A 19757-nucleotide genomic window follows, 5' to 3' on the forward strand; every position below is an offset into this window, starting at 1 on the left:
GCGCAGGTGGGCGGGATAGGGTCGGGTGGAGTATGGCCTTGTTGGATGTGGCGGGGGTCACGGTGCGGTTTGGCGGGGTCACCGCGCTGGCGGACCTGTCGTTCACCGTGGACGAGGGCAGCATCTGCGGATTGATCGGGCCCAACGGGGCGGGAAAGACCACGCTGTTCAACGTGGTCAGCAGGGTGTACGACGCCCAGGATGGGACGGTGGCCTTCGAGGGCGCCGACCTGCTGGCCCGCCCGGCCCATGCCATCAGCGGCCTGGGCATCGGCCGCACGTTTCAGAATCTGGCGCTGTGGCCGGGCATGACCGTGCTTCAGAACGTGATGGTGGGCGCCCACCACCGCTCTCGGATCGGCGCTCTGCGGGCCGCTCTGCGGTGGGGGTCGGGCCGGGAGGAGGCCGAGCTGGCCCGAACGGCGTGGGATGCGCTGGACGAGCTGTCGTTGACCGACGTGGCCTTCCACCCCGCCGCCGGGCTGCCGTTCGGCACGCTCAAGCGGGTGGAGCTGGCCCGGGCGCTGGTGGGCAGGCCCCGGCTGTTGCTGCTGGACGAGCCGGCCACCGGTCTTACCCAGACCGAGGTGGGCGAGCTGGGCGAGCTTTTGGTGGCGCTGGCCGAGCGGCATTCGCTGACGCTTCTGTTGGTGGAGCACCACATGGGGATGGTTATGGGGGTATCTGACAAGGTGGTGGTGCTGGACTTCGGGGCCAAGATCGCCGAAGGCTCCCCCGCCGAGGTGCAGAACGACCCCGCGGTGGTGGAGGCTTATCTGGGAGCCCCGCAGTGAGCGCTCCCTATTTGGAGGTGCGGGGGCTGAAGGCGGCCTACGGGAACATCCAGGTGCTGCACGGGGTGGACTTCTCGGTGGCCGAGGGGCAGATCGCGGTGATTTTGGGGGCCAACGGGGCGGGCAAGACCACCACGCTGCGGGCGCTGTGCGCCATGGTGTCGACCGAGGGGTCGATCAAGCTGGCCGGCGAGGAGTTGGCCGGGCACCGCACCGCCGAAATCGTGCGGCGGGGGGTGGCCCATGTGCCCCAAGGGCGGGGGACGTTCCCCGATCTCTCGGTGGAGGAGAACCTGATGGCCGGGGCGTTCGTGCGCTCCGACGCAGAGGTGCGGGACGACGTCGAGCGGTGGTACGAGACCTTCCCGGTGCTGGGCGAGCGGCGCAATCAGGCCGCCGGATCGCTGAGCGGGGGGGAACAGCAGATGCTGGCCATCGCCCGAGCCTTGATGCTGCGGCCATCGCTGCTGCTGTTGGACGAGCCGTCGCTGGGGTTGGCGCCGATGATCACCCGGTCCTTGTTCGAGCAGCTCACTGTGATCAATGCCACCGCCGGCACCACCATGCTGGTGGTGGAGCAGAACGCCAGCCTGGCGCTAGGAGTGGCCGATGTGGCCTACGTGCTGGAGGCCGGGGAGGTGGCGCTGTCGGGCCCCGCCGACCAGCTGGCCGCCGACGACAACGTCCGCCGGGCGTACCTGGGGTATTGAGCGATGGTTGTTGTCGCATCGCTGCTCGGGGTGTTCGACATCTCGCTGGACAAGCTTTCCGACGGCGAGCTGTGGCTGGCCCAGTTCTTTAGGGGGCTGAGCGACGGAGCTACCTATGCGTCGGTGGCGCTGGCGCTGGTGATGATCTACAAGTCCACCGGGTTCATCAACTTCGCCCAGGGCTCTTTGGCGCTGTTGGGGGTGTATATGGCCTACATATTCAGCGTGGAGCAGGGGCTGCCGGTGGCCGTCGCGGTGGTGTGCGCCATGGTGGCCAGCTCATTGGTGGCAATGTTCATCGAGCGGGTGTTCATCCGTCCGTTCCCGCCCGACCATGTGCTGCCGTTGGTGATCGTGACGCTGGGGCTGTTGTTGATCATCGACTCGGCGGTGGGGATCGTGTGGGGGTTCCGCACCCGCAGCCTGCCCAGCATGTTCCCCAGCGGAGCGCCCATCGAGTGGGGCATCGCCCAGCTCACCTGGCGCACCATCGGCAACCTGGGCACAGTGTTCGCGGTGGTGGGGCTGTTGTATCTGCTGTTGTCGCGCACCAGGGTGGGGCTGGCCTTTCGGGCGGTGTCGTCGAATCTGGAATCGGCCCGACTGGTGGGCATCCGGGTGGGGCCCACGCTGGGATTCGGCTGGGCGCTGGCCGCGGCCATCGGCACCCTGGGCGGGGCACTGGTGGTGCCCGACCTGCTGCTGGAGCCCTCCATCATGCTGCGGGTGCTGATCTTCTCGCTGGCCGCCGCGGCGTTGGGCGGGCTCGACTCCATGATGGGGGCGGTTGTCGGTGGATTGGTGGTGGGGCTGGCCCGAAACCTCTTGGTGACGTTCTTGGACCTGAGCGAGCTGGCCCTGGCCACCGCGGTGGCGGTGATCTTGGCGGTGCTTTTGGTGCGGCCCACCGGCCTGTTCGGATCGACCCGGGTGGAGCGGGTGTGATGGCGGCCAAGTTGGGCGTTGTGGCCGCGGGCAGCCGGGCACACCGGAGGCGCCAGATCATCGGGTGGGCGCTGTTCGCCCTGGTGGTGGTGCTGATCCCGTTTCTGATCGCCGACACTTACAGCCCCACCATCTTCGGCAACCGCTACACGGTGGGGCTGGGCAACTTGAGCCAGGCCATCGGGCTGATGGTGGCCGTTTTGGGGCTGAACATCGCCACCGGCTACAGCGGGCAGCTCTCTTTGGGCCACAGCTTCTTCGTGGGCTCGGGGGCTTACCTCACTGCGGTGCTGGTGAATGAGTTTCACTGGTCGTATGTGTCCACCCTGGGAGTGGTGGTTCCGGGGCTGTTCGTGTTCGGGGTGCTGTTCGGGGTGCCCGCCCTGCGGATCCAGGGGTTGTATCTGGGGCTGTTGACGTTTGCGGTGGCTGCGGTGTTCCCGTCGATCATCCGACTCGACAACGTGGCCGACCGCACCGGGGGCAGCAACGGGCTGTTGATAGACAGCGATCTGGTGGCGCCGACGTGGGCGCCCATCGAGAAGGTGACCGAGTGGCTGCACGCCATACCCGGGGTGGGTTCTCGGGTTCCCGACGGGTTGACCGGCCGCCAGGAGGAGGCGGTGTACAAGTACTTCTTACTGATGATCGTGGCGCTGGTGTGCTTCTGGCTGGTGCGCAACATCCTGGCCGGCCGGGTGGGGCGGGCCTTGGTGGCCATTCGGGACAACCCGCTGGGGGCGGCGGCCAACGGGGTGAATCTGGCCGCTTACAAGACCCTGAGCTTTGGCATCAGCGCCGCGGTGGGCGGGGTGGCCGGGACCATGCTGGCCATGCACTCGGGGTTCGTGGGGCCCGATGAGTTCGGCTTTTCGATGGCCATCTTGTTGATCGTGGGGCTGATCGTGGGCGGCTCGGGAACCCTGCACGGGGCGGTGGTGGGCGGGCTGGCCATCCAGTTCGTGCCCCACTGGTCGAGCCAGACCCAGACTTTGCCGGGCACCGACGTAGCTTTGGAGGGGCCCTACGGAACCGCCATATTGGGCGGCCTTTTGATCGTGATCATCTTTGCGCTGCCCGGCGGGGGGGCCCACGGATTCCGAAAGGTCAAGTCCCGGCTGATGCCGGTGGCGCCCCAGCCGCCTGGGGGCTGAAATTGTCGCTGTGGCCGCGTAGGGTTACAGGACCGCTCCAACCGAAGAGCCCATCTCAGGAGGGATGACCCCATGTCGAAATCTTGGCGAATCTTGCTCGCGCTGTTTGTTGTGCTCGCGCTGGTGGCCAGCAGCTGCGGCAACGACGACGATGGCGCACCGGCGTCCGAGCCGGTGGAGCCCTCCGATCCCAACATCGTGGAGCTGGGCGGCGGCGCGGTGATCGACGTCGGCGAGTGCCCTGATGAGTGGGACAACTACGGCGGGGTTACCGACACCGAGATCCGCTTCGGCAGCAGCTTGCCCCGGTCGGGGGCTTTGGCCGGATTCGGCACCATCGCCGACGGCGTCGGCCTCTACTTCGACGCAGTCGGGCCCATCGAGGGCCGCAACGTGGTGATGGTGGCCCGGGACGACGGCTACGTGCCGGCCCGCACGGTGACCAATGTGGAGGAGATGATCGACGTCGAGAACCTGCTGGGGTTCGCCGGGATTCTGGGCAGCCCCAACAATCTGGCGGTGCGCGACACGCTCAACGAGAACTGCATCCCGCAGCTCTTCAACCTGACCGGGCTGCCCGAATGGGGCGACCCCACCAACTACCCGTGGACCACTGGCGCGCTGATGTCGTATGAGACCGAGGCCCGAGTGTGGTGCCAGCACATAGCCGACGAGATCGGCTCGGGCGCGACGGCCGCGGTATTGGCGCTGGGCAACGACGCCGGCGAGGCGTGGCGAGTGGCCTTCAATGAGTGCGCTCCCGAACACGGCATCGAGATCTTGGACGAGATCAAGCACGACCCGCAGGCCGACTCGGTGGGCGCTGATGTGATCAACTTGGCGGCCAGCAACGCCGACGCTCTGGTGGTGGCCTCTTCGGGGGCGTTCTGCCCGCAGGCAGTGGCCACTGTGGCCAGCCTGCCGTGGGAGCCGATGATGCTGGTGGCCAACGGGTGCCAGAGCATTGCCTTGTTCTGGGTCCCCATCGGGCCGCTGGCCAACGGGGTCCGGATGGTGAACACCCAAAAGGACGTGTCCGACTCTTCGTTGGCCGACGACGAATGGGTGCAGTTCGTGCGCGACGCGCTGGAGGCCCAGGGCATCGATCCCGAAGCCGCTTCCCACGCCTTGGGCTATATCTTCGGCGAGGTATTGCACGAGGTTCTTTTGGACGCGGCCGGTATGGACGGCGGCATCAACCGGACCAATGTGATGCGGGCCATGTGGCGGATGGACTTCGACTCCCGTGGTGCGCTGGGCAATTCCCCGCGGCGCATGGACGGGGCCAACGACTCCTACATGGTGGAGGCCGGTCGCATGGAAGAGTTGGTGGTGGACGCCGATGGCGCCCGCTACCTGCCCGTCAGCGACGTGATCTCCTTCGAGGGCGAAACCGGCACATTCGGGAATTAGGAGACGGTGATCGGCACTGAGGAGTAGCCGGCTACGTTGGACATCTGCACCCGGCGCAGGCAGGATTCCTGCACCTCGAAGGCGGGCCAGCGCCGGGCGATCTCCTCGATGGCCACCCGGCTCTCCAATCGGGCCAGGGCCGCGCCCAAACACACATGCAGGCCGTGGCCCAGCCCGACGGCGAGACCGGCCTCGCGGGTGATGTCGAATTTGTCGGGATCGCCGTAGCGGCGGGGGTCGCGGTTGGCCGACCCGGTGATCAGAAACACCGGCTTGTGCTTGGGGATGGTCACCCCGTGCCATTCGGAGTCGACCATTGAGTAGCGGCCCTGGTACTGCGAGGGGGCCCAGTAGCGGAGGATCTCCTCCACCGCGTTGGCGATGACGGCGGGGTCGTCGAGCACCTTGGCCCACTGATCCCGATGGCGATGGAACAAGACCACGGCGTTGCCCACCAGCTTGGTTACCGTCTCGGAGCCCGCTGCGGCCAGCAGCGTTCCAAACTCGGCGATCTCCGCGTCGTTGAGTTGGGCCAAGTCACCGTCTTCGGTCTCCACCTCGGCCTCGATCAGCGCGGAGAGCATGTCGTCGGCCGGGTTTTGGCGTTTCTTCACCGAGAGCTCATACAGGTACATCCCCTGGGCCATGCCCCCCTCCCGGGCAGCTTGGCTGCCCAGGGCCGAGCCTTCTTCCCGGTGGAGCATGGCGTCGGTCCACAGCCTGATTTGCTGGCGGTCTTCGGGGGGCACGCCCAAGATGCTGGAGATGATCTCGACCGGAAACGGAGCGGCGAACTCCTCGAGGATGTCGAACTGGCGCCGGCCCATGAGCGGGTCGAGATATCCGCTGATGATCTCCCTCACCAGCGACTCGTAGTTGCCGATGGAGCGGGGGGTGAATGAACGGGACACCAGCTTGCGATAGCGGGTGTGGCGGGGCGGGTCCATGGAGATGATCGCGCCTGTGTCCGCTGGCTGGCCCGAGGCCAGCTGCTCGTAGGTCTGGCCGTGGGTGGAGGTGAAGGTGGCGTGGTCGCGGTGGCCGGCCACCACATCGTCGAACCGGCTCAGGGCATAGAAGTCATACTGCTCGCTGTAGTAGCAGGGGGCATGGTCGCGAAGTGCGGCATAGGTGTCATAGGGATCGTCAAAAAAATCCCGGCTGAACGGATCGAACTCAACGGTGGTGGCTTGCCCCATAACCCCAGTATTGACCATCCGCCGACAACCGCCAATCGGCGCGCCTGCGCGCTGTCATTTGCCGGCTAGGTCAGTGGCTGGTGCGGTAGTCGCCGAACTTGGAGTCGCGCTCGGAAAGGGTGGTGGTGAGGCCCTTCTTCTGGATCGAGGCCACGAAGTCGGCCATGGCCTGGGTGTGGGTGCCCAGCGCGCACAACTCGGTGCCGGCCCGGATGCCGGCCCGCATGCCCATGTGCTCCATCTGGCGGTGTACCAGGCGCTTGTTCATCTGGAGCAGCTCGGCGGGCACCTGGGCAATGCGCTCGGCGATGTCGAGCACGGCGTCTTCCAGCTCGTCTTCGGGGTAGGCGGCGTTGGCCCAGCCCCTCTCCACCGCTTCGATGCCCGACACGTAGTCGCCGGTGAGCATCATCTCCATGGCCTTGCGCATGCCCATGAACCAGGCGTGGAAGTGCATGTCGGGCACGCCGAAGCGGACGGCGGGATAGCCCATCTTGGCGTCTTCGGCCATGTACACCAGGTCGCAGCCGGTGGCCAGCTCACTGCCCCCGGCCAGGCAGTAGCCGTGGACCTGGGCGATCACCGGCTTGGCCAGATCCCATATGCTCATCCAGCCCTCGGTCACATGGCGGGGCCACTGGCCCTCGCCGCCGGGGGTGTAGAAGGGCAGCTCGTAACCCTCGTTGCCTCCAGAGAGGTCGTAGCCCGCAGAGAACGACGGGCCGGCGCCCCGCACGATGCTGACCTGGACGGTGTCGTCTTGGTCAGCATCGGTCAAGGCGTCGAGAACAGCCCCCCGCAACGGGTGGATGAGGCTGTTGCGCTTCTCGGGGCGATTCATGGTGATGCGCCGGACGTTGGGCCGGGGGTTGTCGATCAGGACAATGTTGTCGCTCATGGCCGCCAACCGTAACCTGCGGGCCGATGTTTGCTCTCACCGCAGCGGCCCCGGTTTTCCTGCCATGAGCGGTCCGATGCTGATCGACTCCACGAAGGGCGCCCGGGTTGCGCTGCACGACTTGGGGGGCGACGGGCCGCCGGTGCTGTTGACCCACGCCAACGGGTTCTGCGGGCGGATGTGGCAGGCGGCTGCCCGCGAGTTGAGGCCGATGGCCCACTGCTGGGCGCTGGACTTCCGGGGCCACGGCGACAGCGTGTCGGCCCCCGGTGAGGATTACGACTGGGGCGGGATGGCCGACGACGTGCTGGCCGCGGTGGAGGCGATATATCCGACGCCACGGCTGGCGGCGGGCCACTCTTTGGGCGGGGCGTCCATTTTGAAGGCCGAGCAGGCCCGGCCGGACACCTTCGAACGGGCCTGGGTGTATGAGCCGGTAACCATTCCAGCCATCGCCCTACCCCGCGACGGAGTGAGGGCGCTGGGGGACATCGCCCGGATGCGCAAGGAGTTCTTCGATTCGCGCCAGGCGGCCTATGACCGGTACGCGAGCCGGCCCCCGTTCAACTTGTTGGACCCTGAGGTGCTGTGGGCTTATCTAGACCACGGCTTTCGAGAATTGCCCGACGGCACGGTGACCATGAAGTGCCCCCGCGAGGTGGAGGCCACCATCTTCGAGAACGCCGACCGGTCGGCGTTCGAACGGCTGGGCGAAATTGCTGCTGCCGTAACGGTGGCGACCAGCACCGACACCGATCCCCCGGCCATGGTGGCCCCTTACATCGCCGAATCCCTGCCCAACGCCACCCTCGAGACCTTTGAAGACCTCACCCACTTCGGCCCTCTCCAAGATCCCCCACGAATCGCCGCCTCTATCGCCTCCGCCCTGTTCGGGGATTGAGGCAGTATGGGGGCATGGACAACATCGATTTCGGCGATCTGAACTATTTGGCGATCTTGGTCGCCGTGGTGTTCAACCAGCTCTTGGGAGCGTTGTGGTACGGGACCTTCTCCAAGCCCTGGATGGCCGAAACCGGGATGACCCAGGAGAACATCGAGGGCATGAAGGGGACGCCGCAGCAGTGGGTGCCCTACGTGGTGGCCATTGTGCTGGCCATCGTGTTCACGCTGGGCTTGGCGCTGCTGGTGCAGGGCATGGAAGCCACCAACGCCGGGGAGGGACTTGGACTGGGGGTGCTGGCCTCCGTGGGGTTCGTGCTCACCTCACACGGCGTGAACTACGCCTTCGAAGGTCGCAGCCTGAAGCTGCTAGCCATCAACTCCGGGTATCCGCTGATCTCCTACGCAGTTATCGGGATAGTACTGGCGGTTTGGAACTGAATTTCCTCCGGGCGCCGGCTAGTCCAAGAGCACAAGACCGAGTTCGGCGGCGGTCGCGAGATCGTCTTCAGTGAGCACCTCGGCGTCGGTTAAGCGAGCCAGTCTTCGGAGTCGAGCGTAGGTGTACCGGAGGTCCTGAACAGGAGAAAACCACTTCACCAACGTCTTCCCAACCCACTCTCGCAGCTCGTCGCCAGCTTCGGAGATAGCGTGCTCGACAGCGTCGAAGTCACATCCTTGGACGAGGCGAACAAGGTCGTGGATGTCGGAGCCGACCTTCTCTGGGCTGTTGCCTCGCGAGCGTCGCGGGATAGCCACAGTCTTGAGCACAATGAGGGCTGGAACTGTTGCGATCGGAGCGCTCGCCTCCGCAATGATGTCTCGGCCCTCAACGACCTGGAGCCCTGTCCATTCACTGGTAGCCAGAGCCATGTGTCGAGCGAGCGCGAAGGCCCGCTCGCCGGGTTCGATCGGCAACGAGACGTTGGCCGTGTCTGCCATAACGTCGACGACAACATTCGTGCCGTCTTGGTCGAACTGGAGCTTGGCCGCGTTTAGGCGCTCAGCATCTAGTTCTGTGACGAGGATTTCGACGAGCGATGTCTGGTCTCGACTCACCGTGTCGAGGTCGTTGGTCAAGCGATGGACGTGGTTGATGCGGATGTTGACGGCGAAGCCGCCGACGACCGACCACTGGGGTTCTGCCGGAAAGCGTGTCAGCGCGTCGACAAATGATCGAATGCGGCCGCCTCGGTCGCCCACGAGGATGATGGCGTCACCAGGCACGCACGATCCCTGTGGGCTCCCACCGCTCGAGGGTTTCGAGGCCGCGGGCGCGGTCTTGGGCTATGTCGAGAGCTACGACGACGTGGTTGGCTACCGGCCAACTCTCCCCCGTTGTGCTCGAGTGGTCGACACGTCGGAGGCAGGCGAGCCGGGCCGGTGCCACGGCAATGGTGCAGGCGCGGGTCGCGGAGTCGGGTGCGTCCCCGAGAATCGACCGCGCAGCACGAAGCTCTGACTCGGTAGGCACGTAGAAGTCGGCAGGATGGTCCCCGCGTGCGACGATGGGCATACCCCACGACGCGGCAGCGAGGGTGTCTGTGAGGGCCCATCCCATTGCGTCCTCGGGTTGGTCGAGCCCGAGCCTAAACCGCATTGCGTTTCGGGTACCAGGGTCGGGCACGGTTGCCAGTGGGACAGCTCGTCTTCGCCACATACCCATGAGTTCAAGGAAGAGATCCGGAACTATGGCCTCGCCAGAAGAGGTAAGGAGACCGACGTCTCGTAGGCCCGCCATGGCGGTCGAGACAGCGCTCGGGGCTCGGTTTATGTAGCGGGCAGTCTCACGGACACCGTGCGGCTGGTCGGGCGTCAGTAGACATGCGATGGCCACCTCCTTGACGACTTCGCTGTTGAGCGATCCACTAAAGCGCGGGCTGCTGGCGGACTCGGACCCGACGATCGTGTCGATGACTACCGGTGGCTCGACGATGCGCAGCTCACCACGCCGATCGAAGTAGTTAATTCCTGCCTTCCGAAACGCCTGCTTGGCATCCGAGGCGATCCGATCAGCGACGACAACCAAGTGCGGGCGATGTCCAACTGTTCGCGCGAGTCGCTCTCCGTGTGCCGCCGTGACTACCGACTTGAACTCGATATCAAGTCGATGACCGGCCACATCCAGCACGGCGTCAGGGCTGACATCGGCAATCAAGGTCTCTGTCGAGACGACATCGGCACTGACCCCGATGCAACCAAGAGCGGTAATCAGGCTGTCAAGAGCTTCTCGTTCGATCTCAGCACTGGTCTTCCGTGGAATGGTGCCAGCCTACCAGCGTTCTGTGTTCTTGCACACAAGAACACAGAACGCCTCTTGGTTGACCCCAGACGAAGCAACTCGGGGTGACTGTCCTGGAGCCGTACGCGGTAAGTCATGCAACCAGGGCCTGAAGCCGGCCAACAGCCGCGTCCCACGGGTAGGTACTCGGGCTGGGCGGATTGAACTTGAACTCCTCATTAGCTTGGGGGTCATGCCAGAGCCCTTCGCCGAGTTCGTAGTCAGCAAAGGCAACCGTTCCAGTCTGTGCGTGTTTCACGCGGAGGTACTGCTCCTCGGGTAGGAGACGGGCAAGCTCAGAGAAGATCCGTAGCGTCGCTGATGAGTGCAGCCCGACATGCGGATCGGAGATTTCGAAAACGTCTACAAAACACTCTCCGAGGTCCCCACGGTTGACCATTCGACTCTTTCGACTCACAGCGCTAGCACGACAACCCGCGATCCCGGCAACCGCACCGATAATTTCGCGGTCGGGCGTATACCCTGCCAAGCCAACGAGATCAGCGATGAAATCAGCGAGAGGCAGCGGGTCTGTACCAGTTCCACTAACCACCGCAGCGTCATGAACCGATGCCGTACCAAAGCCACCGAGATCATGCATGAGGAACAAGCGCCACTGGTCGCGCACACGCACTACCTCCGTATCCTCGAACTCACGCGCGACGTCATAGGACTGGTGTACGGACGCGAGCAACACGGCCTCGGCGTCATGAGCATCAAGGATATCGATCGACAAGAGCTGCTCTGCCTGGCTCATTGCCGTCAGATAGCCCGATCCGTCGGCGTCACCCCAGAAGAACTTCCAGAGTTCGAGCTGGGCATCAACTGCAAACCGCCGGTCCATTAGTTCTAGCTGGGCGAGCTTCCAGCACAGATGGTTAAACACGACGTAGCTCGGCACGATCACGCTTGGTCCTACAAGCCGGGTGAACTCGATGTCGGTCAGCCCCTTCACGAAGCGCTTGACGAAGCTCCGGAAATGCCTTCGTATTCGAGTCCGGGCATTCATTCGACGATGTTCCGCCTCAGCCAGTTCGGCTTCCGCGGTCTGCTCGTCCTCCGCGTCGATGGTCTTTGCGAGATCGTCCAGGGAATCGTCACCCGTGTCGGCCTCGATCTCATCGGCCACCCCTTCGCCGCTGCGCTGGCGGACTTCTGAACGAAAACGATCGGAGATTGATTTGAGCAAGATCCCGAGCCCAGTCGGATCAGCTTGTCCACGTTGGTCCCATGCTCGATACTGCGCCAACTTCGGATGGGACCGGATCGCGTCCCAGTCAAGATCGTCGTAGTAAAGCGTCACAGAATCCTCGTCTTCGGCGGGTTCGGGCACCTTCCTCTTGAGCATCCGCCAAAGGCTCCTACCGTCGACAATGAGTACCTCGTCGAGTTGGCCGAGGAGTTGCTCGAGCTCCTCGTCGTCGAGATCGAAGTCGCCTGCCTGCCTCAACAGGTCGGTTCGTCCCTGCCCGGAAGACAGGGCAATCAACGTGTTGAGGTGGTATGGGTACGCGGGGGCGGTTCGTCGACCGGAGTCGAAGACGAAGGTGACGGCAGCGACGCTGTCGAGGTCAGCGGCTACGGACTCACCGAGGATTGCCCTGAATGGCGTAGCTTCATTCCGAGGAACATCAAGGTGCCATTCGACCTCGTCGGCTATCCGCTCGCCGACGATGAGGTCGGGAGGGGTGTTGACAATGCCCTGGAAGACGCCGGTGAGTCGGGGCGGCACCCAGGACAATTCCTGGGCCAGCGGTGCGTAGTAATCGTCGTTGGATTCGTCGTCACTCTCAGCAAGCGACAAACCGAGCGATAACACATCCACGGGATCAGGGCTGACGGTGAGGTCGGAGACCAGATGCTCGAAGACACCCGAGGTGTCTTCGAGCAGATTTGCGATCTCGATATTGCCCGTCAGGCCGTCCTGAAGAAGTGCGGGCGTCGACATGTTCGGAGAGCCCTGCAAGCAAACATCCGACGAGTTCAAGCGAGCAATAATAAACTTGGCGTGGAGAAACGTGCCGTTTTCGTGCGCCTGAACGGTTCGGACCTCGGCCTTACTCGATGCCTTGGAAAGGACCTCGGACAATCGCGATGGATCGACCGAAGTGATTCGCTCTTGCAGGAGGATTTGCAAGGACTGTGGCTGCGTCCGGTCGATGAGCACGGACAGTGCCCGACATTGATGGTCGTAGAATGGGGCGTGAACGACGACATCGCGCACCGGACGGCCGTCGATGAGGTCGATGAACTGGTCGAGCAGCGGTTCCTCCAGATTGTGCCGCACAGTGGAGGTCCCATCGCCGACGGCACCGTAGATCCATGGTGCGTCCTGCCATGCCTGTTGGAGGCGGGGCTTCACGACCTCGTCGACAAGTCGGCGGGCGGTTACCTCCTCCAGGAAATCCTTCACCGCGACGAATGCATGAAGGTGCTGGGGATATTTCTCCGACCATCGATAGGTGGTAAAGCACTCCCCTTGCGACGCATAGCCACCCATACTGAGATTTCCCGACCCGACTGCCAGGAGTCCTCGGTCCTCGGCGAGGAGGAGGATCAGCTTTGCGTGAGCAGCGCCCGCCAAGCGAATCGGCGCGAGAACATAGGATCGGTTGACATGTCGGAGCAGGCTGGTGCTTTCGACTGCCAGGAGTCGACGCTGGAATTGTCGGTCGTCGGCGAAAATCAAACGGTTCTTCGCTCTGTTGATCTGTCGCCAGAGGTCTCGTTCGTAGAAGGCGAGGTCGGTGCCGTACGTGGTGATGATGATGCTGTCCCATGACTCATCAAACAGCGTCGGCACTCGGACTCGCGGCTCCGTCACGCGCCCTCCACGGAGACCATCGGGCTGAACGCGCCGGACACCGGCAGATCCCCCTCAATCCGCAGAAGCTCTCCTTCCTCGGTCAGGCCGTGGTCCTCGACGTACAGGTAGCCGCTCCACCCGAGCTCGTAGACGAAGGTCGCGAGCGCATTGAACCGGGAGTTGTTCATGCCCGCTCCGGCGTCTTTGGGGAAGAAGCGGAGTCGCCCGGCTTCTCGTCGGAACCGAAAGGTGTCGCCCGTGGTCGGGAGCTTGGCGGAAGCGACACGCTCGTGCTGTTCGATCACATAGTCGAGTGTCAACCAGCGGGCGACTTCCCCGATCGTTGCGTCGGAGTCGACTCTTGTACGGAGCGCGTCGATGAATCGCTGCAAGCCGAGTCGATCTCGTCCTCCCGCAAGGACAGGGAACCAATCGGCCGGTTCGATGAGGGCGAGTTCGGGCGGCCACAAGCGAGCAGCAACGAATGTCGCGAGCGTGAGAGCCGCGGCGAGAACGTCGGGACCGTTGTCGGTCGCCGAGTGCCTGTTGCCGAGCCACTCGGTTATCCGGTCCTCTGTGAGGTCACTGTCGAGGTCCCACCGGTCGTCGAGCTGCCCGGTAATACTACCAGCCGTTATGACCCAATCGAGCAGATCGCGGTATGGCGAATCGACTGTCAGCCCGCCCGATGGCAGTTCGACGCCAACCGATTCGGCAAAGCTATCAAAGTCGACTGAAACGTCTATCTCAGCCATCGGCACCGGGTAGACGTCTCCGTCACGCGCAAGTCCCCAGCAGGACAGTCGTCGCCACATTTCGTTGACCGACACGTTGAAGTACTCACGCGCCTGATAGAGGCGCCACTTGCGTGCGATGCGGACGAGTGGCGCCGGTGGGATGAACGTGGCGCCGGAAGAACTCTCCTCAGCGGGGTGGTCGGCCCCGTAGTAGACGAGACGTCGGAACGATGATGCATCCACCTGACTGGACTTCGTCTGGGCGGCCAGTTCACACAACATGCGTAGTGTCTGGCGGCGCGCCTCGGCCTCGACCGGACTGCCGTGATGAAGGAAGGCGTCAACGAGGAGTGGGCGGTCGAGCGCAGTTTCGTCGCGGAGGCGGCAGAAACAGGCCAACTCTCCGTATTCGGCCGCAACTTCGTACGGCACTTCCTCATCGTGACGCTCAATCCAGTTGCGGTAGTACTCGGTTTCGGCGATCACAGCCCGGAACGCATCCGCGACCAACTGGCCCTCAGGTGTGACGGCATCGACAGGCAACCCGAGTCGCGGGTCGGCGAGAGCAGCCAGGCCAACGGCCTGCATCACTGTCGAGTAGTAGAGCCCGTAGCCGCCCATCGCGGTTTCCATGTAGTCGAATTGAGGGTCAAAACCGTTCGGCTCAGCCGCGACCACCCCCGAGATTCGTCGCGAACCAATCGGGGTGCCGACGTGGTCAGCGTTTTCGCAAAGGGAGCACGCGACCGAATAGATGCACTCGAGGGGCCGATACCAAGCATGAAATGCCGCCCTGGTCTTCGGAAAATCGCGTTTCCAGAATTCACTCAACACAAATGCGTAGAACGACCAGTACCGGGGGTGGATGGTCAAAACGTTGATGCCTGGCGACAGTCGCGGAAGGATCCTGTCGGTCACGACGGAACCGAGACCGAGGTGGTCCTGACCACCACCCGGCTTGTACATCTTTTCCGTCCAATATGGGACGCCGTCAAGTGTCTCGGTAGAGGACAGCACCGACCCTGGATCGTACAGTGCGCCCTCCGATTCACGACACCTTAGGCAGGTGTTGGGGGCTAGAGGATGGCGCCGGATTCTTTCATGGCGGCTATGTCTTCCCAGGGGATGCCGGCTTCTAGGAGGAGGGTCTCGGTGTGCTCGCCGTGTTCGGGGGCGCGGTCGACCGCCACCGGCTGCTCGTTGAACATGGCGGGGTTGGCCACTAGCTGCACTTCTTGGCCGTTGCCGGCGGTCATGGCGGGGAGGTAGCCGTTGGCGATGACCTGGGGGTCTTCGTAGAGTTCGTCGAGGGTCTGGAACGGGACCCACACCCCTTTGAAGTCGGCCAGGGCTTCTTTCCAGTACTCCAGGGGCTGCGACTCGAACACATCGTCGAGGATGGCGATGCAGGCCTCGTTGTTCTCAGCCCGGGCGGCCATGTCGACGAATCGGGGGTCGGTGGCCAGGTCAGGGCGATCGATGCACTCGCAGAGCTGGGGCCAGTGCTTGTCGGCTTGGAGCAGGATGAAGCTGAGGTAGCGACCGTCGGAGGTGCGGTAGGCGTTCACCACGGGGTTGACCATCTTGGTGCGGTCGGCCGCCGGGAGGTGGTCCATGCCGAACAACTTGGCCGCGATCACCAGGGGCGAGAGCTGCCACATGGCAGTGGCCAACAACGACACATCGATGACCGAGGGCACCCCGGTGGAAGCCCGCTGGTAAAGGGCCGCCGCGACGGCCCCGGCGGTGGCCATTCCGCCCATCACGTCGCCGAAGGCGGGGGCGGGCTGGTTCATGGGCCAACCGTCCGGCCGGGCGGGCAGGGTGGCGCCCATGCCGCCGCGGGCCCAAAAGGAGGCGCCGTCGTAGCCGCCCTTCTCGGCGTCGGGGCCGTGGGGACCCTGGCCGGAGCCCCGGGCGATGATGATCTGGGGGTTGCGCTCCCGCAGATCTTCGGTGCCGATGCGGAGCTTGCGGCGCACCGGGGGCATGTAGTTGGTTAGGAACACATCGGCGGTCTCCACCAGCTTGAGCAGCATCTCCCGCCCGTCGGGGTGGGCCAGGTTCAGACCGATGGAGCGCTTGCCCCGGTTGGGCTGTTCGATCATGAAGTTGACCCCGCCGGCGCCGCCGGGCACAAGCCCCGAGGTGATGAGGCCCCGCTGGGGGTCGCCGGTGACCGGGTGCTCGACCTTGATGACATCCGCGCCCCAGTCGACCAGCACCGAGCCGCATGAGGGGATGAACATCCAGCTCGCCACCTCGACCACCCGGACGCCTTCGAGGGGGCGACTGGGCGGGACGGCGTTCTCGCTCACCACACCAGCTCCAGGTTGTCGATCTGGCGGATGCCCTGGCTGAACCTCAGCTCGACGCCGTCGGCCAGGCGATAGTGCGGCACCCGGGCGTGCCACTCCTCGAGGGCCACCCGCAGCTCCATGCGGGCCAGATGGGAGCCCAGGCAGCGGTGGACACCGGCGCCGAAGGCAATGTGCCTATTGGACTCCCGGTCGAAGTCCACCTCATCGGGATGGTCCCAGGCCCGCTCGTCGGTGTTGGCCGAGCCGACCAGGAGGTGGATCCGGGTCCCAGCCGAGATGGGACAGCCATTCACCTCGGTATCGACCGCGGTGATGCGGGCGGCGCTGGCCACCGGGCTCTCGTAGCGCAGCATCTCCTCCACCGCGTGGGGAATCATCTCGGGCTCGTCGGCCAAACGCTGGCGATGGACGGGGTTCTGGGCCAAGAACGCCACCATGCACTCCAGCGAGGCTGACACGGTGTCGAGCCCGGCGATGAAAAACAGATACCCGATGTCGACCACGTCGTCGCGGCTGAGGGGCTGGCCGTCGACCTCGGCATCGACGAGGGTGGACAGGAAGTCATCCTGGCGATCGGCCATACGGGTTTCCACCACCTCTTCGAGGACGGCGTAGATCTTCTGGCCAGTGGCGTTGACCATTTCACGGCGCTCTTCCAGCGAGCGGGCCGGCGGACGGATGATGCCATCTTTGAGGGAGAGGAACTCCTCGACCCGGCTCGTCGGCAAGCCCAGGAGCTCTAGGAAGATGGTGGACGGCATGGGCTCGGCAATCTCATGGTGGAAGTTGCAATGGCCCCGATCGGCGACTCTGTCGATGATCTCGCGGATCAGCTCCCGCACTCGGGGCTCGTGCTTGGCCATCTGCTTGGGGGCGAACAGAGGGTCGAGCGCCTTGCGGTGCTTTCGGTGGTGGGGCGGGTCGATCTGGAGGGGCACCAGGGGACGGGTGTTGCCGATGTCCACCGCGCCAGGATCAGAGGAGAACACCTCGGGGGCCTGGAAGGCCCGCATCACGTCCTCGTGGCGGCTGAGCGTGACCGTTCCTGTGTGGCTCCGGCCCCCCAGCTCGGTGACCGGGGCGTTGTCGCGGATCTCTCGGTAGGCGCCGTGGGGATTGCGAGCTATCTCGGGGGGCTCGAGCGAGTACTGGGCATTGGTCTTGGTGTCGGTCATCACGTCTCCTCGGTCAGGAAGATGGCTTGCTCGGGGCAGTTCATAAATGCCCGGCGGGCTTGGTCGAACAATTCGGGGACCACAGCCCGCTCATCGGTCGGCTCGCAGTAGCCGTCGGCGTCGGCGTCGAACATGTCGGGGGCCAGCATGTAGCAGCGCCCGTGGCCCTGGCACAGTTCGGTGTCCACCCGAATGCGCATCAGCCGGCATCGTAGCGGGCACAGGCCGCGTGGCGAGAACGGCAGCCCCTGAACAAGCTGCCCTGCTCATGGTTCGAAGGTGCGATTGAATGATCCCATTCGGTAAGGCGGGGATAGGGTTTCGGTGGGAGACTAACCGGGAATGACTGTTGATGCCGCTCCGTCGGAGGTTGATGCCCCGAGCACCGCCGAAAGCCGGTTTAGCCAGTCGATGGTGGTGTCGGGAATCCGGTGCCTGCTGACCTACTTGGTGTTCCCATACCTGCTGCCGGTGCTGGGGCTGGCCGATTCCGTGGGGCCTGCTCTTAGCGCGCCGATCGGGCTGGTGGCCATCGTGTTCAACGGATTGAGCATCCGGCGGTTCTGGCGGGCCGACCACCGGCTGAAGTGGCCGGTGAGCACGGTGAACGTGTTGGTGATCGGACTGCTGTGCTACCTGACCGTCGGTGACTTCGTCGACCTCGCCGGCTGACCCCGGCGATTCCGCTGCCCCCAGCCACTCCAAAGTGGCCAGCAACCCGCTGGTGCGGGGCTTGTGGATAGTGGCCGGGCTGTCCTGCGTGGCGGTAGGGGCCATCGGGGTGATTGTTCCGGGCTTGCCGTCCACGGTGTTCTTCATAATGGCCGCTGCCGCGTTCAGCCGGTCGAGCGAGCGGATGGAGCGGTGGGTTTTGAATCTGCCGGGCGTGGGCAAGCTGGTGGCTGACTATCGATCGGGTTTGGGGATGCCGTGGCGGGCGAAGGTGATTGCGGGATCGATGATCGTGGTCGCGGTGGGGCTGAGTTCCGGGCTTGCTCTCAGCTCGTGGACGTGGCGAGGGGTCGTGATCGGGTTGGGGATCGTCGGATTGGCCTACATCTTCGGCCGGGTGCCGACGCGGCACTAGAGGTTTGCGATCTCGTGTTCTATGCGGGATTCGATGTAGGTGCGAGCTTCGGCTATTCGGGTGGGGAGGTGTTGGGAGGGAAAGAGGCCGTCGGAGGGTTTGTAGCCCTTGAGGATGGTCTTGGCGATGGTGTCTTTGTGGACCTCGGTGGGGCCGTCGGCGATGCCCATGACCGGCCCGGACATCCACATGGTGGTGAGGGGCATGAGGTTGGACACGCCGAGGGAGCCGTGGGCGTGCATGGCCCGGTACACCACATCGACCAGAACCTTGGGGGTGGCCACCTTGACGCCGGCGATGTGCTGGCGGACCTTGGCGTAGTCGCCCTCGTTGTCGATCAGCCAGGCGGTGTGGAGCACCTGGAGGCGGAACTGCTGGATCTGGATCCAGCAGTCGGCGATCCAGTGCTGGATGGACTGCTTCTCGCCGATGAGCGAGCCCTTTGTCTCCCGGGACAGCACCCGCTCGCACATCATGTCGAGCGCCCGCTGGGCCACCCCCACCGAGCGCATCCCATGGTGGACCCGGCCGCCGCCGAGGCGGGTTTGGGCGATCTTGAAACCCGAGCCCTCGTCGCCCAATAGGTTCTCGGCCGGCACCCGCACGTCGTTGAAGCGGAGGTGGGCGTGGTCTCCGTCTTCCAGATCCTCGGTGCCGAGGCCCACGTTGGCCACCACCTCGATGCCGGGGGTGTCGGTGGGCACCAGCATCATCGACGAGCCCCGGTACACCGGCACATCGGGGTTGGTGATGAGCATGACGATCATGAACTTGGCGTACTTGAAGTTGGAGGCGAACCACTTCTCGCCGTTGATCACCCACTCGTCGCCGTCGCGGTGGGCCGAGCAGGTGAAGTAGTTGGGGTCGGACCCGCCCTGGGGCTCGGTCATGGCGTAGGTGGAGGAGATCTTGCTGTCGAGCAGAGGCTGGAGGTAGAGCTCCTTCTGCTCGTCGGTGCCGTAGTGGGCGATGATCTCGGCGTTGCCCGAGTCGGGGGCCTGGCAGCCGAACACCACCTGGGCCCACAGCGCCCGGCCCAGGATCTCGTTCATCAACGCCAGCTTGACCTGGCCGTAGCCGAGGCCGCCGAGGTGGGGGCCCATGTGGCAGGCCCACAGGCCCTTGTCCTTCACCTGCTGTTGGAGCGGGCGGATCAGGGCGTTGGCTGTCTCGTTGGTGCGGTCGAACGGGTTGACCTCGCCCCGGAAATAGAGGTCGATGGGCTCGATCTCGGTGGTCACGAGCGTGTCCATCCAATCGAGCTTCTCCTGAAACTCAGGATCGATGGAAAAATCGATGGCCATAGGATTACCGCACTCTCTGGACTGGATTTATAG

The 19757-nt window shown here is 64.4% G+C and carries 19 protein-coding genes; 9 read left to right on the forward strand and 10 right to left on the reverse strand.

Annotation, left to right across the window (positions count from 1 at the left end; translation table 11 throughout):
- The first annotated feature begins 32 nt into the window (after window positions 1-32).
- The 5 genes from ACOGXA_RS13485 to ACOGXA_RS13505 all read left to right on the forward strand — a co-directional run bounded on the left by ACOGXA_RS13485 (window position 33) and on the right by ACOGXA_RS13505 (window position 5016).
- Window positions 33-794, forward strand: coding sequence for an ABC transporter ATP-binding protein (locus ACOGXA_RS13485; RefSeq protein WP_419924379.1), 762 nt, complete (start codon window positions 33-35; stop codon window positions 792-794).
- Window positions 791-1504, forward strand: a complete 714-nt coding sequence (locus ACOGXA_RS13490; RefSeq protein ID WP_419924380.1) for an ABC transporter ATP-binding protein — start codon at window positions 791-793, stop codon at window positions 1502-1504. Before ACOGXA_RS13485 ends, ACOGXA_RS13490 begins: the two co-directional genes overlap by 4 nt.
- Window positions 1505-1507: 3 nt before the next feature.
- Window positions 1508-2449 (forward strand): branched-chain amino acid ABC transporter permease, encoded by a 942-nt coding sequence (locus ACOGXA_RS13495; protein WP_419924381.1) that lies wholly within the window; start codon window positions 1508-1510, stop codon window positions 2447-2449.
- A complete protein-coding gene (locus tag ACOGXA_RS13500) occupies window positions 2449-3603 on the forward strand; it encodes a branched-chain amino acid ABC transporter permease (protein WP_419924382.1) in 1155 nt (384 codons plus the stop codon). Before ACOGXA_RS13495 ends, ACOGXA_RS13500 begins: the two co-directional genes overlap by 1 nt.
- Window positions 3604-3675: 72 nt before the next feature.
- Complete coding sequence (locus ACOGXA_RS13505; protein WP_419924383.1) at window positions 3676-5016, forward strand: ABC transporter substrate-binding protein; 1341 nt, start codon at window positions 3676-3678, stop codon at window positions 5014-5016.
- Here the strand turns inward: ACOGXA_RS13505 and ACOGXA_RS13510 are convergent.
- Together ACOGXA_RS13510 and ACOGXA_RS13515 are read right to left on the reverse strand one after the other, a co-directional pair.
- Window positions 5013-6215, reverse strand: coding sequence for a cytochrome P450 (locus ACOGXA_RS13510; RefSeq protein WP_419924384.1), 1203 nt, complete (start codon window positions 6213-6215; stop codon window positions 5013-5015). The two genes, ACOGXA_RS13505 and ACOGXA_RS13510, sit on opposite strands and share 4 nt — an antisense overlap.
- Window positions 6216-6285: 70 nt before the next feature.
- Window positions 6286-7113: an enoyl-CoA hydratase-related protein gene (locus tag ACOGXA_RS13515; RefSeq protein ID WP_419924385.1), complete on the reverse strand. Its 828-nt coding sequence runs from the start codon at window positions 7111-7113 to the stop codon at window positions 6286-6288.
- Between ACOGXA_RS13515 and ACOGXA_RS13520 the strand changes: the two genes are divergently transcribed.
- Both ACOGXA_RS13520 and ACOGXA_RS13525 read left to right on the forward strand, forming a co-directional pair.
- Window positions 7112-8014, forward strand: a complete 903-nt coding sequence (locus tag ACOGXA_RS13520) for an alpha/beta fold hydrolase (RefSeq protein WP_419924386.1) — start codon at window positions 7112-7114, stop codon at window positions 8012-8014. The genes ACOGXA_RS13515 and ACOGXA_RS13520 overlap by 2 nt on opposite strands.
- 14 nt (window positions 8015-8028) lie before the next feature.
- Complete coding sequence (locus ACOGXA_RS13525) at window positions 8029-8454, forward strand: DUF1761 domain-containing protein (RefSeq protein WP_419924387.1); 426 nt, start codon at window positions 8029-8031, stop codon at window positions 8452-8454.
- Between the two features lie 18 nt (window positions 8455-8472).
- On the opposite strand, the gene ACOGXA_RS13530 is transcribed toward ACOGXA_RS13525, so the two are convergent.
- The 7 genes from ACOGXA_RS13530 to ACOGXA_RS13560 form a co-directional block, all read right to left on the reverse strand.
- Window positions 8473-9240: a nucleotidyl transferase AbiEii/AbiGii toxin family protein gene (locus ACOGXA_RS13530; RefSeq protein WP_419924388.1), complete on the reverse strand. Its 768-nt coding sequence runs from the start codon at window positions 9238-9240 to the stop codon at window positions 8473-8475.
- The gene (locus ACOGXA_RS13535) at window positions 9230-10171 is read right to left on the reverse strand and encodes a hypothetical protein (RefSeq protein ID WP_419924389.1); all 942 of its coding nucleotides are present in this window, start codon (window positions 10169-10171) and stop codon (window positions 9230-9232) included. The genes ACOGXA_RS13530 and ACOGXA_RS13535 overlap by 11 nt, the downstream gene beginning before the upstream one ends.
- A 217-nt stretch (window positions 10172-10388) precedes the next feature.
- Window positions 10389-13097 (reverse strand): hypothetical protein, encoded by a 2709-nt coding sequence (locus ACOGXA_RS13540; RefSeq protein WP_419924390.1) that lies wholly within the window; start codon window positions 13095-13097, stop codon window positions 10389-10391.
- Window positions 13098-13114: 17 nt separating this feature from the next.
- Window positions 13115-14854: a hypothetical protein gene (locus tag ACOGXA_RS13545; protein ID WP_419924391.1), complete on the reverse strand. Its 1740-nt coding sequence runs from the start codon at window positions 14852-14854 to the stop codon at window positions 13115-13117.
- 59 nt (window positions 14855-14913) lie between these two features.
- Window positions 14914-16155: a CaiB/BaiF CoA transferase family protein gene (locus tag ACOGXA_RS13550; RefSeq protein WP_419924392.1), complete on the reverse strand. Its 1242-nt coding sequence runs from the start codon at window positions 16153-16155 to the stop codon at window positions 14914-14916.
- The gene (locus ACOGXA_RS13555; RefSeq protein ID WP_419924393.1) at window positions 16152-17333 is read right to left on the reverse strand and encodes a cytochrome P450; all 1182 of its coding nucleotides are present in this window, start codon (window positions 17331-17333) and stop codon (window positions 16152-16154) included. The genes ACOGXA_RS13550 and ACOGXA_RS13555 overlap by 4 nt, the downstream gene beginning before the upstream one ends.
- The gene (locus ACOGXA_RS13560) at window positions 17333-17533 is read right to left on the reverse strand and encodes a ferredoxin (RefSeq protein WP_419924394.1); all 201 of its coding nucleotides are present in this window, start codon (window positions 17531-17533) and stop codon (window positions 17333-17335) included. The genes ACOGXA_RS13555 and ACOGXA_RS13560 overlap by 1 nt, the downstream gene beginning before the upstream one ends.
- A gap of 142 nt (window positions 17534-17675) precedes the next feature.
- Between ACOGXA_RS13560 and ACOGXA_RS13565 the strand changes: the two genes are divergently transcribed.
- Together ACOGXA_RS13565 and ACOGXA_RS13570 are read left to right on the forward strand one after the other, a co-directional pair.
- Window positions 17676-18005, forward strand: coding sequence for a hypothetical protein (locus ACOGXA_RS13565; RefSeq protein WP_419924395.1), 330 nt, complete (start codon window positions 17676-17678; stop codon window positions 18003-18005).
- Window positions 17980-18420: a YbaN family protein gene (locus ACOGXA_RS13570; protein ID WP_419924396.1), complete on the forward strand. Its 441-nt coding sequence runs from the start codon at window positions 17980-17982 to the stop codon at window positions 18418-18420. The genes ACOGXA_RS13565 and ACOGXA_RS13570 overlap by 26 nt, the downstream gene beginning before the upstream one ends.
- Here the strand turns inward: ACOGXA_RS13570 and ACOGXA_RS13575 are convergent.
- Window positions 18417-19724, reverse strand: coding sequence for an acyl-CoA dehydrogenase family protein (locus ACOGXA_RS13575; RefSeq protein WP_419924397.1), 1308 nt, complete (start codon window positions 19722-19724; stop codon window positions 18417-18419). The genes ACOGXA_RS13570 and ACOGXA_RS13575 overlap by 4 nt on opposite strands.
- Window positions 19725-19757: the final 33 nt, after the last annotated feature.

It is taken from the genome of Candidatus Poriferisocius sp., from assembly GCF_965208475.1.
Classification (GTDB): Bacteria; Actinomycetota; Acidimicrobiia; order Acidimicrobiales; family Bin134; genus Poriferisocius.

Bases quoted from the DNA above. Each gene is read 5' to 3' on its own strand.
- ACOGXA_RS13500 (WP_419924382.1), top strand. From the start codon at position 2,449: ATGGCGGCCAAGTTGGGCGTTGTGGCCGCGGGCAGCCGGGCACACCGG.
- ACOGXA_RS13565 (WP_419924395.1), top strand. From the start codon at position 17,676: ATGACTGTTGATGCCGCTCCGTCGGAGGTTGATGCCCCGAGCACCGCC.
- ACOGXA_RS13575 (WP_419924397.1), bottom strand. From the start codon at position 19,724: ATGGCCATCGATTTTTCCATCGATCCTGAGTTTCAGGAGAAGCTCGAT.
- ACOGXA_RS13505 (WP_419924383.1), top strand. From the start codon at position 3,676: ATGTCGAAATCTTGGCGAATCTTGCTCGCGCTGTTTGTTGTGCTCGCG.
- ACOGXA_RS13510 (WP_419924384.1), bottom strand. From the start codon at position 6,215: ATGGGGCAAGCCACCACCGTTGAGTTCGATCCGTTCAGCCGGGATTTT.
- ACOGXA_RS13495 (WP_419924381.1), top strand. From the start codon at position 1,508: ATGGTTGTTGTCGCATCGCTGCTCGGGGTGTTCGACATCTCGCTGGAC.
- ACOGXA_RS13515 (WP_419924385.1), bottom strand. From the start codon at position 7,113: ATGAGCGACAACATTGTCCTGATCGACAACCCCCGGCCCAACGTCCGG.
- ACOGXA_RS13560 (WP_419924394.1), bottom strand. From the start codon at position 17,533: ATGCGCATTCGGGTGGACACCGAACTGTGCCAGGGCCACGGGCGCTGC.
- ACOGXA_RS13520 (WP_419924386.1), top strand. From the start codon at position 7,112: ATGGCCGCCAACCGTAACCTGCGGGCCGATGTTTGCTCTCACCGCAGC.
- ACOGXA_RS13485 (WP_419924379.1), top strand. From the start codon at position 33: ATGGCCTTGTTGGATGTGGCGGGGGTCACGGTGCGGTTTGGCGGGGTC.
- ACOGXA_RS13555 (WP_419924393.1), bottom strand. From the start codon at position 17,333: ATGACCGACACCAAGACCAATGCCCAGTACTCGCTCGAGCCCCCCGAG.
- ACOGXA_RS13525 (WP_419924387.1), top strand. From the start codon at position 8,029: ATGGACAACATCGATTTCGGCGATCTGAACTATTTGGCGATCTTGGTC.